Origin of the sequence: Thioalkalivibrio denitrificans, from assembly GCF_002000365.1 — a bacterium.
In the GTDB taxonomy this organism is placed as follows: Bacteria; Pseudomonadota; Gammaproteobacteria; order Ectothiorhodospirales; family Ectothiorhodospiraceae; genus Thioalkalivibrio_A; species Thioalkalivibrio_A denitrificans.
Genome location: NZ_MVBK01000021.1, coordinates 85424 through 102139, shown reverse-complemented (window position 1 = coordinate 102139; position 16716 = coordinate 85424). Strand labels below are relative to the sequence as shown.

The 16716-nt window shown below is 65.3% G+C and carries 15 protein-coding genes and 1 pseudogene; 10 read left to right on the top strand and 6 right to left on the bottom strand.

Annotated elements, in window-relative coordinates:
- Positions 1-79: 79 nt before the first annotated feature.
- The 4 genes from dapE to dapC all read right to left on the bottom strand — a co-directional run bounded on the left by dapE (position 80) and on the right by dapC (position 3972).
- Entirely contained in the window at positions 80-1210 is a 1131-nt protein-coding gene (gene dapE / locus B1C78_RS04150; protein WP_077277883.1) for a succinyl-diaminopimelate desuccinylase, read from the bottom strand.
- Positions 1211-1445: 235 nt separating this feature from the next.
- Positions 1446-1784, bottom strand: a complete 339-nt coding sequence (locus B1C78_RS04145) for an ArsC family reductase (protein WP_077277882.1) — start codon at positions 1782-1784, stop codon at positions 1446-1448.
- A gap of 141 nt (positions 1785-1925) precedes the next feature.
- On the bottom strand, positions 1926-2747 hold the full coding sequence (gene dapD / locus B1C78_RS04140) for a 2,3,4,5-tetrahydropyridine-2,6-dicarboxylate N-succinyltransferase (RefSeq protein WP_077277881.1): 822 nt from the start codon (positions 2745-2747) through the stop codon (positions 1926-1928).
- Between the two features lie 28 nt (positions 2748-2775).
- On the bottom strand, positions 2776-3972 hold the full coding sequence (dapC, locus tag B1C78_RS04135; RefSeq protein WP_077277880.1) for a succinyldiaminopimelate transaminase: 1197 nt from the start codon (positions 3970-3972) through the stop codon (positions 2776-2778).
- A 140-nt stretch (positions 3973-4112) separates the two neighbouring features.
- Here dapC and B1C78_RS04130 point away from each other — a divergent pair, with 140 nt between their 5' ends.
- Positions 4113-4676: a pyridoxamine 5'-phosphate oxidase family protein gene (locus tag B1C78_RS04130; protein ID WP_077277879.1), complete on the top strand. Its 564-nt coding sequence runs from the start codon at positions 4113-4115 to the stop codon at positions 4674-4676.
- The gene (locus tag B1C78_RS04125) at positions 4673-5047 is read left to right on the top strand and encodes a VOC family protein (protein ID WP_077277878.1); all 375 of its coding nucleotides are present in this window, start codon (positions 4673-4675) and stop codon (positions 5045-5047) included. The genes B1C78_RS04130 and B1C78_RS04125 overlap by 4 nt, the downstream gene beginning before the upstream one ends.
- A gap of 180 nt (positions 5048-5227) precedes the next feature.
- On the opposite strand, the gene glnD is transcribed toward B1C78_RS04125, so the two are convergent.
- Together glnD and map are read right to left on the bottom strand one after the other, a co-directional pair.
- Positions 5228-7921, bottom strand: coding sequence for a [protein-PII] uridylyltransferase (gene glnD, locus B1C78_RS04120; RefSeq protein ID WP_077277877.1), 2694 nt, complete (start codon positions 7919-7921; stop codon positions 5228-5230).
- 28 nt (positions 7922-7949) lie between these two features.
- Positions 7950-8729 carry a type I methionyl aminopeptidase gene (map, locus tag B1C78_RS04115; protein WP_077277876.1) on the bottom strand — a complete coding sequence of 260 codons (780 nt, stop codon included), beginning with the start codon at positions 8727-8729 and terminating at the stop codon, positions 7950-7952.
- A gap of 267 nt (positions 8730-8996) precedes the next feature.
- Between map and rpsB the strand changes: the two are divergent.
- The 8 genes and pseudogenes from rpsB to rseP all read left to right on the top strand — a co-directional run.
- Positions 8997-9758 (top strand): annotated as a pseudogene (gene rpsB, locus B1C78_RS04110) (30S ribosomal protein S2); the annotation flags it as partial.
- Between the two features lie 236 nt (positions 9759-9994).
- Positions 9995-10876 carry a translation elongation factor Ts gene (gene tsf / locus B1C78_RS04105; RefSeq protein ID WP_077277874.1) on the top strand — a complete coding sequence of 294 codons (882 nt, stop codon included), beginning with the start codon at positions 9995-9997 and terminating at the stop codon, positions 10874-10876.
- A 307-nt stretch (positions 10877-11183) separates the two neighbouring features.
- Positions 11184-11912, top strand: coding sequence for a UMP kinase (gene pyrH / locus B1C78_RS04100; RefSeq protein ID WP_077277873.1), 729 nt, complete (start codon positions 11184-11186; stop codon positions 11910-11912).
- Between the two features lie 6 nt (positions 11913-11918).
- Positions 11919-12476, top strand: coding sequence for a ribosome recycling factor (gene frr / locus B1C78_RS04095; RefSeq protein WP_077277872.1), 558 nt, complete (start codon positions 11919-11921; stop codon positions 12474-12476).
- A 30-nt stretch (positions 12477-12506) separates the two neighbouring features.
- The gene (gene uppS / locus B1C78_RS04090; RefSeq protein ID WP_077277871.1) at positions 12507-13256 is read left to right on the top strand and encodes a polyprenyl diphosphate synthase; all 750 of its coding nucleotides are present in this window, start codon (positions 12507-12509) and stop codon (positions 13254-13256) included.
- Positions 13243-14064, top strand: coding sequence for a phosphatidate cytidylyltransferase (locus tag B1C78_RS04085; protein ID WP_077277870.1), 822 nt, complete (start codon positions 13243-13245; stop codon positions 14062-14064). The genes uppS and B1C78_RS04085 overlap by 14 nt, the downstream gene beginning before the upstream one ends.
- A gap of 60 nt (positions 14065-14124) precedes the next feature.
- A complete protein-coding gene (gene ispC / locus B1C78_RS04080; protein WP_077277869.1) occupies positions 14125-15351 on the top strand; it encodes a 1-deoxy-D-xylulose-5-phosphate reductoisomerase in 1227 nt (408 codons plus the stop codon).
- A complete protein-coding gene (gene rseP / locus B1C78_RS04075; protein WP_077277868.1) occupies positions 15348-16712 on the top strand; it encodes an RIP metalloprotease RseP in 1365 nt (454 codons plus the stop codon). Before ispC ends, rseP begins: the two co-directional genes overlap by 4 nt.
- Positions 16713-16716: the final 4 nt, after the last annotated feature.

The following is a 16716-nucleotide window of genomic DNA, read 5'->3' as shown; positions in this document are numbered from 1 at the left end:
GAGGTCCGTCGCCCCGGATGGTTGTATCACAGCCCGCCTGATGATCCAGCGGACCTGGGCCGCGAAACGGCAAGAAACGTCAGGAGGTGAGCAGTCTGGTCAGGATGGCGGCGTAGATGCGCGAGAGGGTGTCCAGATCGTCGACGCGCACGTGTTCATCGATCTGGTGGATACTGGCGTTGACCGGCCCCAGTTCCACCACCTGCGCACCGGTGGGGGCGATGAAGCGCCCGTCGGACGTGCCGCCGGCCGTGGAGAGGGTGCTGTCGGTCTCGGTGATCTCGCGGATCGCCGCGCGCGAAGCCGCCACCAGTTCTCCCTCGGCCGTGAGGAAGGGGTGTCCGGAGAGGCGCCAGTCAAGCGTGTAGTCGAGGCCATGGTGATCGAGGATCCCGTGCACGCGCGCACGGATCCCTTCGTCGGTCTGCTCGGTGGAGAAGCGCAGGTTGAACATCACGTCCAGTTCGCCGGGGATGACGTTCTCCGCGCCGGTGCCCGCCTGGATATTGGCGATCTGGAAGGAGGTGGGCGGGAAGTGTTCGTTGCCCCGGTCCCACTCGACGGCCGCCAGTTCCGCCAGCGCCGGCAGGGCCCGGTGCACCGGATTGTCGGCCAGGTGCGGATAGGCCACATGGCCCTGGCGCCCGCGCACCCGCAGGCGGCCGGTGAGTGACCCCCGGCGGCCGTTCTTGATGACGTCACCGATCCGTTCCGTGCTGGAGGGCTCGCCGACCAGGCACCAGTCGATCCTTTCCCCGCGTTGCTCCAGCCACTCCACCACCTTCACGGTGCCGTCCACCGACGGGCCTTCCTCGTCGGAGGTGATCAGCAGGGCGATGGACCCGGCGTGATCCGGATGGTCACGGATGAAGGCTTCGCAGGCGGTAACAAACGCGGCGATGGAGCTCTTCATGTCGGCCGCGCCGCGACCATAGAGCATCCCGTCGCGCACTTCGGGTGTGAACGGATCCGAGGTCCATTGCGTCAGCGGCCCCGGCGGCACCACGTCCGTGTGTCCGGCGAAGGCCAGCACCGGCCCTGCGCTGCCCCGGCGCAGCCACAGGTTGTCCACCTCGCCAAAGCGCAGGCGATGCGCCTCGAACCCCAATGGCGCCAGCCGCTCCGCGATGAGCTTCTGGCAGCCGGCGTCCTCCGGCGTCACGGAGCGCCGGCGGATCAGTTCCATTGCGAGGTCGAGGGTTTCTGGCATCAGTGGTGTCGGCGTGATTGGAATGGACAGGATGAACAGGATTTTTCAGGATTGACAGGATTAATTCAAAAAAGGGAATAGACAGGATTAACATGATTAACAGGATTGGAGGCTTTTGAACTAATCATGTAAATCCTGTTAATCCTGTCTAAAATGCCTTTCGTCCTTATCCTGTCAATCCCGAAAAATCCTGTTCATCCTGTCCATTGATCTGCCGCCCTCCGGCACCGTGCCATCAGAGTTCCGCATAGGCCTTCGGATCGAACCCCACCAGCACCTGTTCTCCATGTTCGATGACCGGACGCTTGATCAGCGTCGGGTGTGCCAGCATCAGGGCGGCGGCGCGTCGGGCGTCGATGCCCTCGCGCTCGGCCTCGGGCAGCTTGCGCCACGTGGTGCCGCGGCGATTGAGCAGGGTCTCCCAACCCACGGCCTTGATCCAGGCGTTCAGGCGCTTCATATCCAGCCCGTCGGCGCGGATGTCGTGAAAGCGGTAGTCAACCCCGTGATCGTCCAGCCACTTGCGGGCCTTCTTGACGGTGTCGCAGTTCTTGATGCCGTAAAGAGTGATCATGTTCCTTTCTTATTTCATATCGCCGTCTGGAATGAACGCGGAGGTCGCAGAGACGCAGAGAACGCAAAGAAATTCAGATGAGAAAAACTTTAAAACTCTGCGTTCTCCGCGCCTTTGCGACCTCTGCGTCAGAGCCCGAAATCAGATATCCCGCAGCAGTTCGTTGATGCCCACCTTGGAACGGGTCTTCTCGTCCACTTTCTTGACGATCACGGCGCAGTAGAGGCTGTACTTGCCGTCCCTGGAGGGCAGGTTGCCGGAGACCACCACGGAGCCGGCGGGGACACGACCGTAGATGATTTCGTCCTTCTCGCGGTCGTAGATGCGCGTGCTCTGGCCGATGTAGACGCCCATGGAGATGACGGAGCCTTCCTCCACGATCACGCCTTCCACGATCTCGGAACGGGCGCCGATGAAACAGTTGTCCTCGATGATGGTGGGCGCGGCCTGCAGCGGCTCGAGCACGCCGCCGATGCCCACGCCGCCGGACAGGTGCACGTTTTTGCCGATCTGTGCGCAGGAGCCCACCGTGGCCCAGGTGTCCACCATGGTGCCGGTGTCCACGTAGGCGCCGATGTTCACGTAGGAGGGCATGAGCACGACCCCGGGGGCGACGAATGAACCCCGGCGTGCCGTGGCAGGTGGCACCACCCGGGCGCCGCCGTCACGGAAGTCGCGGGAGCTGGTGTCGGCCCACTTTGAGGGGACCTTGTCGTAGTAGTTGGTGAAGCCACCCTTGATGAACTGGTTGTCGTGGATGCGGAACGAGAGCAGCACGGCCTTCTTGAGCCAGTCGTTGACGATCCAGTCACCGTCCTTCTTTTCGGCCACCCGGGCGGTACCCCGGTCCAGCATGTCGATGGCTTCCAGCACCGCGTCCTTGACGTGGGTCTCCACGTTGCGGGGGGTGATCTGGGCCCGGCGTTCGAACGCCTCGTTGATGATGTCCTGAAGCTTGCTCATGGTCTGGCTCCGTGATGGTTCAGTCGGTTCAAAGTCGTTCGATAAAACGGCGGATCCGGTGCGCGGCCTCGATACACTCATCGAGCGGCGCCACCAGGGCCATGCGGACACGGCCGCTCCCCGGATTGCCCTGCGCGGTGTCCCGTGAGAGATAGCTGCCGGGCAGCACGGTGATGTTTTCGGCCGCGAACAGTTCGCGAGCGAAACGGGTGTCGTCGTCCGGCGTTTCCGGCCACAGGTAGAACCCGGCATCGGGTCGCGCCACCGCCATGACGCCGTCCAGGATCTCCAGCACAGCGTCGAATTTGCGTGCATACAGGCGCCGGTTCTCGGCCACATGGGCCTCGTCGGCCCAGGCGCTGCGGCTGGCCGCCTGGGTGGGGGGTGCCATGCTGCAGCCGTGGTAGGTGCGGTACAGGTGGAAGCGTTCCAGGATCGATGCATCGCCTGCCACGAAACCCGATCGCAATCCCGGCACATTGGAGCGCTTGGACAGGCTGTGGAACACCACGCATCGACGGTATTCGGTCAGGCTCATGCGCGCGGCGGCGCCCAGCAGCCCCGGCGGCGGCGTGCTGTCCGGGAAATAGATCTCCGAGTAGCACTCGTCGGCGGCGATGATGAAATCGTGGCGCTGTGCCAGTTCCAGGGCCAGGCGCAGCGCCGCCTCGTTCATCACCGCCCCGGCGGGATTGCCGGGATTGCACAGGTAAAGCAACTGGCAGCGATCCCAGTCGGACGACGGCACCGACTCCAGGTCCGGCAGGAAGCGGTTGCCGGCGTCCAGGTTCATAAACACAGGCTCGGCGCCCGCCAGCAGGGCCGCGCCCTCGTAGATCTGGTAGAAGGGGTTGGGCATGACCACCGCTGGCCGGTCCGAGCGGTCCACCACGCACTGGGCCAGGGCGAACAGGGCCTCGCGGGTGCCGTTGACCGGCAGCACGTGCCGTGCGGGGTCCAGCGATGCCGGCGGCAGGTCGAAGCGCTGCACAAGCCAGGTGACGAAGGTTTCGCGCAGCGTGTCTTCGCCCCGGGTCAGGGGATAGCGGGCCAGTCCGTGCAGGTGGCTGGAGAGCGCCTCCGCGATGAACGCCGGTGCCGGATGCTGGGGCTCCCCGATGGACAGGGCGATGTGCTCCCGGTCGGATGGCGGTTCGACCCCGGCCTTGAGTTCCGCGAGCTTCTGAAACGGATAGGGCTGGAGGCGGTCCAGGTCGGGATTCATGAGCGATCGGGGTCGGGACGAAGCGAAGGGGGCGATTATACGCCAAGGCCGCAGGCAGTGCAGACGGGCCGGGCATCGCCTCGACGGTGCCGGGGCGATATGCTGGGATCTCTTTCAGACATCGCGGGACAGTGATTCGAATGGGCCGGATTCTCGACACCATCACGGCGGCGCAATGCGACTTCATCCGGGCCCAGCCCGTGTTTTTCGTAGCCACGGCGCCGCGGGCCGACGACGGTCACATCAATGTGTCGCCCAAGGGGCTCGATACGCTGCGCATCATCGACGCCCACACGGCGGTCTACCTTGACCTGACCGGCAGCGGCAACGAGACGGCGGCGCACCTTGCCGAGAACGGGCGCATCACGCTCATGTTCTGTGCCTTCGCGGGCAAGCCCGGCATCGTGCGCCTGTACGGCATGGGTCGGGTGGTACGCCCCGGTGATGACGACTGGGGACGACTGACGGCCTTGTTCGATCCGTTACCCGGCGTGCGCCAGATCATCCGGGTGGATGTCCGCCACACCCAGACATCCTGCGGTTTCGGGGTGCCGGAAATGACCCTTGCCGGGCACCGCGGCGAACTGGAGGCCTGGGCCCGCAGAAAGGGCCCCCGCGGCGTGCTCGACTATCAGCGGCAGAGAAATGCCGTGAGCATCGATGGCCTGCCGGCACCCGGGTTCGATGGAGAAGCGGAAGCGTGAGTGGGCGCTTTCTGGGCATCCACCACGCGAGTCTGATCGTGGCCGACACGGCCCGGTCGCTGGCCTTCTACCGCGATGTGCTGGGTTTGCCGGTGCTGGAGCGGCCCGATCTTCCGTTTCCAGGGGCATGGCTGGGCGTGGGCGCCGGACAGATCCATCTGCTGGAGCTGCCCAACCCGGATCCGGTGGACGGGCGTCCCGAACACGGCGGCAGGGACCGCCACGTGGCACTCTCGGTGTCGGGCCTTGAGGAGATCAAGCTCCGACTGGAGCAGACGGGAGTGAGCTACACTCCGAGCCGCTCGGGCAGGCCGGCGATTTTCGTGAGGGATCCGGATGGAAATGCCTTGGAATTGATCGGAGCCACCTAACCGTAGGTCGGGGCGCATACCCTTTCGCGTCCCGACGAAACTGGATGCCATGTCTGAGCGGCAAGTGGCAAGTCTCAAGCGGCAAGGAAAACCACCCTCACCCCAACCCTCTCCCTGAGGGAGAGGGGGAAAGGCCCCTCCTCACTTCCCTCTTCGTACTTCCCAATTCCCACTTCCCACTTAATCAAGCGCTTCCCGCAACGCCCGCTCAATCTCTGCCTGCTGTGCCTTGTCCGTGATGGGCCGGTCCTGCAGGTCGGTGACGTAGAACACGTCGTCGGCCTGTTCCCCTGCCGTGGCGATCTTGGCGTTGTGTACCTTGATGCCGCAGCGGGTGAGCGTGGTGCCGATGCGCGACAGCAGGCCCGGGCGGTCGCCGGTGGTGATGGCCAGGACGGTGCGGTTGAAATAGAGCTTTTCGCCGAATTCGATGCGCGTGGGCACGTCGAAGTGCTTGAGCCGGCGGGGGGTGGTGCGCACCACGGCGGTAGGCGGCCGGTCGGGGTTGGCCAGGCGCTCGCTGAGCACGTTCGCGATCTCGTCGATGCGGGGCGCTCCCTCCACGGGCTGGCCTGCATCTTCCAGGACCAGGTAGGTATCCAGCGTCTTTCCGCTACGCGTGGTGATGATGCGTGCGTCCACGATGTCGAGGCCCATCTGGGTCAGTGCCGTGGTGGTGAGCGCGAACAGGTGGGGGTGGTCTTCGGTGAACACAAAAATCTCGGTGCTGCCCCGGGCAGTCTCCTGACGCACTTTCACCAGGGGCAGGGTGTCCGCTTCCATGACGGCGCGTGTATGCCAGGCCACCTCGTCGGCGGAATGGCGCAGGAAATATTCCGCCTCGAATTCCGCCCAGACCTTCTTGCAGGCCGTTGTGTCCATGCCCTCCGCGCGCAGCAGTTCGAGCGCCTGGATCTGTACCTCGCCCACCAACTCCTCCTGGTCCGGGGGGTTATCCAGGCCGCGCCGCAGCATGCGTTGTGTCGCGCCGTACAGGGTCGCCAGCAGAGAATCCTTCCAGGAGTTCCACAGGTCCGGATTGGTGCCGCGAATGTCCGCGACAGTGAGCAGATAGAGGTAGTCCAGGCGCATGCTGTTGCCCACCTGGGCGGCGAATTCGCGTACTACGCCAGGGTCGGAGATATCCCGCCGCTGGGCGGTGAGGGACATGAGCAGGTGTGCGCGCACCAGCCACGACACCAGGTTGGCGTCGTACTGGGGCAGTCCATGGTCCAGGCAGAACTGCCGGGCGTCCTCCGCGCCCAGTTCGGAATGATCCCCGCCGCGACCTTTGGCGATGTCGTGGAACAGGCCGGCCAGGTAAAGAAGCTCGGGCTTGGGGATGCTCTTGAACACGTGGCTGCAATGGGGCAGCTCATGTGCGAGTTCCGGGACGGCGAAGCGGCGCAGGTTGCGGATCACGAACAGCGTGTGCTCGTCCACCGTGAAGGCGTGGAAGAGGTCGTACTGCATGCGCCCGACAATCATTCCGAAGGCGGGCAGATAGGCGGCGAGGATTCCATAGCGGTTCATGCGCCTGAGCTGATGGGTGACCCCGCGAGGCTGCCGGAGGATATCCATGAACAGGCTGCGGCAGGCGGAGCTGGCGCGGAACTTCTCGTCGATCAGATAGCGGTGCGTGCGGATCTGGCGGATGGTGGACGCCCTGACGCCCTGCAGTTCCGGGTGCTGTTCGAGCAGCAGAAAGACCTCCAGCAACGCCGGCGGGTGGCGGGCAAAGACGCCCGGGTCCACCGTTTCCAGATAGCCGTGGCGTGCCTGAAAGCGTCGGTTGATGGGCGCCGGGCTGACGTCGCCGCCGCCCGACAGCATGGCCTCCTTGAAGTGCTGCAACAGGATCTCGTTCAGGCGCTGCAGTTCCATCACCGTGCGGAAATACTGTTGCATGAACTGCTCCACCGCCAGGTTGTGGCGCTGGTCGCTGAATCCGAGCAGGCCGGCCAGGGCGCGCTGGTGGTCGAACAGCAGCCGGTCCTCCTTGCGTCCCGTGAGGGTGTGCAGTGCAAAACGCACCCGCCAGAGGAAGGTCTGTCCGTCGATGAGATCCCGGTATTCCGTCTCGTTGAGGAATTCGTGTTCCACCAGTTCATGGAGGCTGCCGGCGCCGAAATGGCGGTGCGTGACCCAGCCGATCATCTGGATATCGCGCAGGCCCCCCGGGCTCTCCTTGAGGTTGGGTTCAAGGCGGTAGGCGGTGTCGCCGAAACGGTGATGTCGCGCATCCTGCTCCGCGAGTTTGGCGGTGAAGAACGCCTGGCTGCCCCAGACGTGCTCCGGGGACATGGCGCCGGCGAGGCGTCCCATGGGGTCGGCGTCGCCGGCGAGCAGACGCGCCTCCATGAGGTTCGTGGCCACGGTGATGTCGCGTTCGGCCTCGCGCATGCAGTCGTCCAGGCCGCGCACGCTGTGACCGACCTCCAGGCCGATGTCCCAGAGGAAGGTGAGGAACTGCCCGATGCGCTCGCCGGCCTCGTCGCTGAACCCGGCCCCGTGCAGCAGCATCAGGTCGACGTCAGAGCCGGGATGCAACTCGCCGCGCCCGTAGCCGCCCACCGCCACCAGCGCCAGTTCGGGCACGTCTTCCAGGCCGAACCCCTGCCAGGCGTGGGTGAGCAGGCGGTCAATGACGGCGGCGCGCCCGTGCACCAGTTCCACGACGCTGACACCGGAACGGAAACCCGCTTCCAGGGTGCGCCGGGTGGCCTCCAGACAATCGCTGTAGACGTCCACGTCCGTGGGATGCTGACGCAGGCGCTGGTCGTGATAGCCCCAGTCCAGGGGGTGGGCTACCGCATCAGGCAGGGCCACCCAGTCGTGGCGGGCGCGGTGCAGGAGGGGGGAGGCGATGGCCATGGTGTCGTGTCGCGAGGGGCGAGGGGTATCAGGCGGCGCTCTGTTCCCGTTCTTCCTGCCGCAGGGTGAGGACCTCGTGCCCGTCGGGGGTCACCAGGATGGTGTGTTCCCACTGGGCCGACAGACTGTGGTCCTTGGTCACAACGGTCCAGCCGTCGGCCAGCAGGCGCGTATGACGCTTCCCGGCGTTGACCATGGGCTCGATGGTGAAGGTCATGCCCGGCTCCAGTTCAAGGCCCGTGCCGGGTTCGCCGTAATGCAGGACCTGGGGATCCTCGTGAAACACCCGGCCGATGCCGTGCCCGCAATATTCGCGCACCACGCTGCAGTGGTTGGCCTCCACGTACTGCTGGATGGCGTGGCCGATGTCGCCCAGGTGTGCCCCGGGACGGACCTGTGCAATGCCCAGCCACAGGGCCTTGTGGGCGACGTCCACCACCCGGCGGGCGATCACCGACGGCTTGCCGATGCAGAACATCCGGCTGGTGTCCCCATGGTAGCCGTCCTTGATGACCGTGATGTCGATGTTGAGGATGTCGCCGTTCTTGAGGCGCTTGTCACCGGGAATCCCGTGGCAGACCTGGTGATTGACCGAGGTGCAGATGGAGCGGGGGAAGCCCTTGTAGTTCAGGGGGGCGGGGACGGCCTGCTGCTCGTTGACGATGAAGTCGTGGCAGATCCGGTCCAGTTCGTCGGTGGTGATGCCGGCCTGCACCCGGGGGATGATCATCTCGAGCACCTGCGCCGCGAGCCGTCCGGCCACGCGCATCTTCTCGATCTCTTCGGGGGTCTTTACGGTGACGGCCATGAGGGTCACGTTGTCCGGCTCGCAAAACGGCTAGAATGACAGGCCCGCTGAGGCCGGTCAAAAGCCCTGATTTCAGCGTGGAGTTTGTTGTGGCGGGCCGATTATGGTATAAAGCGCCCGCGCCGCACGGTAACCCGGCGGCAGGCAGTATAAACCATTGAATCCGCACATGCGCCGACACATCCAGTCGGGTGCCCTGACCCTTCGGGAACGGGTTTCTGGATGGGGTGCATGGAGGCCCAACCCAGACCAATTCGGAGAATCCCTATGTCTAGCGTGACCATGCGCCAGATGCTGGAGGCCGGTGTCCATTTCGGCCACCAGACCCGCTACTGGAACCCCAAGATGGCCCCCTACATCTTCGGGGACCGCAACAAGATCCACATCATCAACCTCGAGAAGACCCTGCCTCTTTTCAACGAGGCCATGAACTATCTGGGCAAGCTGGCCGGCAACGGCGGCAAGATCCTGTTCGTGGGCACCAAGCGCTCCGCGCGCGACACCATCGCCGAAGAGGCGATCCGCTGCAAGATGCCCTACGTGAATCAGCGCTGGCTCGGCGGCATGCTCACTAACTTCAAGACCGTGCGCGAATCCATCCGCCGGCTCAAGGAGCTGGAGATGATGCGTGACGACGGCACGCTCAACCGCCTGAGCAAGAAGGAAGCCCTCATGCGTACCCGCGAGCTGGAGAAGCTCGAGCGCAGCCTGGGCGGTATCAAGGACATGAACGGGCTGCCGGACGCCATGTTCGTGATTGACGTCGGCTACGAAAAGATTGCCGTGAGCGAGGCCAAGAAGCTCGGTATCCCGGTGGTGGCCGTCGTGGACACCAACAACTCGGTGGAGGGTGTGGACTACGTCATCCCCGGCAACGACGATGCCATGCGCGCCATCCAGCTCTACGTCTCGGCCGCCGCCGATGCCATCAGCAACGCGCAGATGGCCATGCGCGTGTCCGGCGGAAGTGGTGACGACGAGTTCGTGGAGGTCAAGGAGAGCGCCGAGGCCGCCCCGAAGAAGAAGGCGTCGGTGAAGAAGAAGGCCGCTCCGCGCGCCAAGGCCGCAGCCGAGGCGGACAAGCCGGCAGCGGCGGCGAAGCCCGAGGCGGACAAGCCGGCCGAGGCAGACGCGCCGGCAGCCGCGGACAAGTCCGCCGAGGCCTCCGCCGAGTAAACGCGCCGCCCCGCGGGGCGGCGCGGGCGGGTCCCGGCACGGCCGGGGCCCATGCCTGATCCACAGAATTCGATTTCAGGAGTATTCCCATGCAGATATCCGCATCCATGGTCAAGGAACTGCGCGAGCGCACCGGCGCCGGCATGATGGAGTGCAAGAAGGCACTCACCGAGACCGGTGGCGACATGGAGGCCGCCGTCGATCTGATGCGCAAGTCCGGGCAGGCCAAGGCCGACAAGAAGGCCGACCGCGTCGCCGCAGAAGGTCAGGTGATGGTGGCGCTGTCCGACGATGCCGCCCGCGCCGCCATTGTCGAGGTCAATTGCGAGACCGATTTCGTGGCGAAGGACGAGAACTTCGAGAAATTCGCCGACACGGTGGCCGCCCTGGTCCTGGACAAGGCTCCGGCCGATCTCGATGCCCTGATGGCCCAGGAGGCCGGTGACGGCAACCTGGAGCAGGCGCGTGCCGCCCTGGTGGCCAAGATCGGCGAGAACGTGCAGGTGCGCCGCTTTGAACGTCTGGAGGCCGGTGACGGCAGCCTGCTGGGCTTTTATCGTCATGGCAACCGCATCGGCGTGGTGGTGGAACTGTCCGGCGGCGACGCCGACCTGGCCAAGGACATCTGCATGCACATTGCGGCCAGCCGCCCGGTGTGTGTTGACGAGTCCCAGGTGCCCCAGAGCCTGCTGGACAAGGAGCGGGAGATCTTCTCCGCCCAGGCGGCCGAGAGCGGCAAACCGCCGGAGATCGTCGAGAAGATGGTGACCGGCCGGATCAAGAAGTACCTCTCGGAGATCACCCTCGTGGGTCAGCCCTTCGTCAAGGACCCGGACAAGACCGTCGGCAAGCTGCTCGAAGGGGCCGGCGCGACGGTACGCCGGTTCGTTCGGTACGAGGTGGGCGAGGGGATCGAGAAGAAATCGGAGAACTTCGCCGAAGAGGTCATGGCCCAGGCCAGGGGCGCCTGACACGAAGACCCACCGGGGGCGCCACAGGGGCCCCCGTTTTTTTGCGGCCGATGACAGGGGATTTTTTGCCGGTTCCCGATTCCGCCGCGAGCCGTAGCCGGTCGAACGCCGTACAATACAACCAAGGGACACTAGCCCGAATGTTTCATGAATTGCGCACGCCCTCGCTTGTCTCTTGTCCGCACAGGGGATTTTCCTCGGTCGGCCGTATAGCCCGATACGGCGCTCCCTCGGAAAATCCCCTGTGCGGCCAATATCCCGCGCGATCATCGCGCGAATTCATGAAACATTCGGGCTAGGATCAACCATGAGCGAACAACCCCGTCCGGCATACAAGCGCATCCTGCTCAAGCTGAGCGGCGAGGCACTCATGGGGGACCAGGAATACGGCATCGATCCCAAGGTCATCGGCCGCATGGCACGGGAAGTGACCGAACTGAGCCGGCTGGGGGTGGAGGTGGCCATCGTCATCGGCGGCGGCAATATCTTCCGGGGTGCCGGGCTTGCCGAGGCGGGAATGGACCGGGTGACGGCCGACCACATGGGCATGCTGGCCACGGTCATGAACGGTCTGGCCATCCAGGATGCGCTGGAGCGGCTGGGCAAGTTCTGCCGGGTGATGTCCGCCCTCAAGATCAACCAGGTCTGCGAGGATTACATCCGCCGCCGGGCCATTCGGCACCTGGAGAAGGGGCGCATCGTGGTGTTCGCTGCGGGCACCGGAAATCCCTTCTTCACCACCGATACCGCAGCCAGCCTGCGGGCCATCGAGATCAACGCCGATATCATGATCAAGGCCACCAAGGTGGACGGGGTCTATGATTCCGATCCGTTGAAGAATGCCGGGGCGGTGCGCTACGAGCGCCTGACCTACGAGGAGGCCCTCGCCCGTCATCTGGGTGTGATGGATGCCACGGCGCTGGTCATGTGCCGGGACAACAACATCCCGCTTCGGGTGATCAACATATTCAATGAGGGTGACCTGATGCGGCTCGTCCTGGGCGAGCCCATCGGTACCCTGGTCGAAAGAGGCTGATATCCCATGACTGATTCCATCAAGAAGGACGCCAAGAGCCGCATGGGCAAGAGTATCGAGGCCCTGCGCCACGAGATGGCCAAGATTCGCACGGGCCGCGCGCATACCAGCCTGCTGGATCATGTGACGGTCGAGTACTACGGTTCCGAGGTGCCCATCAGCCAGGTGGCCAACGTGAACGTGGAGGATGCGCGCACCCTTACGGTCACACCCTGGGAACAGGCGATGGTGGGCAAGGTGGAAAAGGCCATCATGACGTCTGATCTGGGCCTTAATCCCGCCACCGCGGGCACCGTGATACGCGTGCCCATGCCCGCCCTGACCGAGGAGCGGCGCAAGGATCTGGTCAAGGTGGTACGCAACGAGGCGGAAAACGCCCGCGTGGCCATCCGCAACATCCGGCGCGATGCCAACAATTCCCTCAAGGCCCTGCTCAAGGACAAGGAGATCTCCGAGGACGACGAGCACCGCGGGCAGGATGAGATCCAGAAGCTCACGGACACCCACATCGAGGAAGTGGACCGGATCCTGGCAGAGAAGGAAAAGGAACTGATGGAGGTCTGAGGCGCACGCCGGCTTCCCTGTTTCGACTCCGTGAGTCCGGATATCCCCCAGAATCCCGCCGTACCCCGCCACGTGGCCGTCATCATGGACGGCAACGGGCGCTGGGCACGCGCGCGTCATCTGCCCCGTACCGAGGGCCACCGTCAGGGCGTGCACGCCACGCGCGCCACGGTACGCTTCTGTGCCTCCCGGGGCGTGGAGGTGCTGACCCTGTTCGCCTTCAGCAGCGAAAACTGGCGGCGCCCAGTCTCCGAGGTCAGAACCCTGATGGGGCTGTTCGTGACCGCCCTGGAGCGGGAACTGCCGGAACTGGAGGCCAACAACATCCGTCTGCGCTTCATCGGCGAGCGGGAGAACTTCTCCGCCAAACTCCGGTCCCGGATCAATGAGGCTGAGAAACGCACGGCCGCCAACAGCGGCATGAACCTGGTGATCGCGGCGAGTTATGGCGGACGCTGGGACGTGCTGTGTGCCGTGCGGCGCCTGGCGGAGCAGGTGGCGGCCGGCACGCTGGCCCCGGAGGCCATCACTGAGGCAGGCCTCGCGGCCGAACTGTCGACGGGCGGGATGCCCGAGCCGGATCTCTTCATCCGCACCGGCGGGGAGCACAGGCTCAGCAACTTTCTGCTCTGGCAGCTGGCCTACACGGAGTTGTTCTTCACGGACGTGCTGTGGCCGGACTTCGATGCGCCCGTGCTGGAGGCGGCCTTCGAGTGTTTCGCCAGGCGCGAGCGCCGGTTCGGACGCACCGGAGACCAGGTGACGCGTGAGCGGGCTTAGGCAGCGCGTGGTCACGGGGGCGGCCCTGGCCGCCGGACTGCTGGCCGCGATCCTGCTGCTGCCCACGGCGCTGTTTCTGGTGCTGATCCTGCTGGTGCTGCTGCTGGCGGCCTGGGAATGGACCGGCCTCATGGGCGTGGACGAGAAGCCGGTACGCCTGCTTTACCTGGGGCTGTGCCTGGTGCTGGGCTTCGTGGCCCTGGACCATGCGCTGACCATGGGGCGGCTGTGGCCGGTGGTTGCGGGTGTGATATGGTGGGCGTTGGTACTGGTCCTGCTCGCGGTTTACCAGCCCGGTATCGTGGGCACCGGAAGGCACGCCCTCAAGGGCGTTGCGGGCGTGATGACCCTCGTGCCCGCCTGCGTGGCGCTGCTCATGCTGCACGCGATTCAGCCCGCCTGGCTGGTCTTCCTGTTCCTGCTGACCGCATGCGCCGACAGCGCCGCCTATTTCACCGGCAAGCGCTTCGGCCGCAGCAAGCTGGCACCGCACATCAGCCCCGGAAAGACCCGCGAGGGGCTGTTCGGTGCGCTCGGGGTGACGTTGCTGTTGGGCCTGGCGGGGGCATGGTACTTCGAGGTGCACCTGGGCCTGTGGTTTTATTTTGTCGCCCTTTGCCTGGTCACCGCGCTCCTGTCCGTGGCCGGAGATCTGTTCGAGAGCCTGATGAAGCGCGAGGCGGGGGTGAAGGACAGCGGAGAGATACTCCCCGGGCACGGTGGTGTAATGGACCGGATCGACAGCGTGACCGCCGCGGCGCCGGTATTCCTGTTCGGTCTGCTGTGGGCGGGGATCCTGGTGCGCTGATGCATACGGCAACGTTGATGGCATTGCTGGCAGATTCCACAGTCTCGGTGCGGCGCGGACATGGCTGAACGTACCGTAGACAACCGCGTCGGCGTGACGATTCTCGGGTCCACGGGGACCATCGGCGTCAACACGCTGGACGTGCTGGCGCGTCATCCGGAGCGTTTCCGTGTCGTGGCCCTGACGGCCCACGGCAACGTGGAACGCCTTGCCGAGCAGTGCCGTCACTTTCGGCCGGACTATGCCGTCATGGTGTCCGACGACGGGGCCGAGCGCCTGGAGCAACGCCTGTCCGGTTCCGGGCTGCCCACCCGTGTGCTCGGCGGGGCCGAGGCACTGGTGAACGTCGTGGAAATGGAGGCCACCCGCTACGTGATGGCGGGGATCGTGGGGGCCGCCGGGTTGCTGCCCACGCTGGCGGCGGCGCGTGCCGGCAAGCGGGTCATGCTGGCCAACAAGGAGGCCCTGGTCATGTCCGGGCCCCTGTTCATGGAAGCGGTCCGGGTCGGCGGGGCCGAGCTGTTGCCCATCGACAGCGAGCACAATGCGGTGTTTCAATGCATGCCGCCGGATTTTTCCCGCGGCCTCGGCAACGTGGGCGTCGAAAGAATTCTGCTGACGGCATCCGGCGGGCCGTTTCGCACCCTCAGCAGGGAAGAGATGGGCGCGGTGACCCCGGCCCAGGCCTGCGCGCATCCCAACTGGGTCATGGGACGCAAGATCTCGGTGGATTCGGCCACCATGATGAACAAGGGGCTTGAGGTGATCGAGGCCTGCTGGCTGTTCAACACAGATGCCGATCGCGTGGACGTGATACTGCATCCGCAAAGCGTGATTCATTCCATGGTTTCCTACAGTGACGGATCAGTGCTGGCGCAGCTGGGCAACCCGGACATGCGCACCCCCATTGCCCATGCCCTGGGGTGGCCTGAGCGCGTGACCTCGGGGGTCGATCCCCTGGACATCGTTGCCGTGGGTCAGCTGGATTTCGAGCGGCCCGACCCGGACCGTTTTCCCTGTCTCGGTCTGGCCTACGAGGCCCTGGCGACCGGGGGGACGGCGACCGCGGTACTCAATGCCGCCAACGAGGTGGCCGTGGAGGCGTTCCTGGACTCCCGGCTCGCCTTCACCGCGATTGCCGGCGTCATTGAGCACACCCTGGCGGAGCTGACGTCGGAACCGGTCACCGATCTGGACCAGGTCCTTGCCGCCGACGCGGCGGCACGCCGGTGTGCCCGGGAGCGGATCGACAGGCTGTCGGCCCAACGCATCGGGAGGGCGTCGTGACGATCCTGATCAGCATTGCCGCCTTTATCGTGGCCATCGGCGTGCTGGTGACCGTACACGAGTACGGTCACTATTGGGTGGCCCGGCGCATGGGTGTGAAGGTGCTGCGTTTCTCGGTGGGGTTCGGCCGTCCCCTGTGGAAGCGCGTGGCCGGCGAGGACCGGACCGAGTACGTTGTTGCGACCATCCCCCTGGGCGGCTACGTGAGAATGCTGGACGAGCGCGACGGGGACATCCCGCCGGGCGAGGACATGTCGCGGGCATTCAATCGTCAGCCCGTGGGCAAGCGCATCGCCATCGTGGCCGCGGGCCCCGCGTTCAACTTCCTGTTTGCCGCGCTGGCCTATTGGCTGATGTTCATGGTGGGCGTATCCGGCATGAAGCCCGTGGTGGGTGAGGTGGCCACCACGTCGCTTGCCGCGGAGGCGGGTTTTCAGGCAGGCGATCGACTGGTGCGCGTGGGAGACAGCGAGACGCCCACGTGGGAACTGGCCTCGCTGGCGCTGCTGGAGCGCGTGCTGGAGGGTGGCGAAGCGGCCGTGCACGTGGAGACACACGACGGGCGCAGCGCCGTGCGCTGGCTGGACCTGAGCGACACGCGCAGCCTGCTGGACGAAGGACAACTGCTGGACAAGCTGGGCATCCGCCCCTGGCGGCCACGGTTCGACCCGGTCCTGGGCGATCTGGTTTCCGGCGGACCTGCGGAACGTGCGGGCCTGCAGAAGGGCGACCGCATCCTGCGCTCCGATGGTCAGCCGGTGGAGACGTGGCAGGAGTGGGTTGCCATGGTGCAGGCAAGGCCCGGAGAGACGCTGCGCCTGGAGATCGAGCGCGACGGCCGGCGGCTCGAGGTGGACGTGCGCACCGACGTGAGGGAGGAGAACGGCCGTCGCATCGGCATGGTGGGGGCCCACGTGGACTTCGACCCGGCGCAGTTCGACGAGATGCGTGCCACCGTGCGCCACGGCCCGGTGGAATCCCTGGGTCGCGGCGTCGTCAGGACCTGGGACATGACGGCCATGACACTGCGCGTGTTGTGGCGGCTGGTGATGGGAGACGCGTCCGTGAAGAACATTGCCGGGCCCGTGACCATCGCGGAGTATGCGGGCGTCACCGCCGTCATCGGTCTCTCGGCGTTTCTCGGTTTTCTCGCCATCGTGAGCATCAGCCTGGGGATCATCAATCTGCTTCCCATCCCGATGCTCGACGGCGGCCATCTGATGTATTACCTGGTGGAGATCGTCAAGGGCAGCCCGGTGTCCGCCTATGTGGAGGCGGTGGGGCAGCGAGTGGGGATCGTCATGATCGCGCTGCTGATGACACTCGCCTTCTACAACGACATCATGAGACTACTGGGCTGACCCC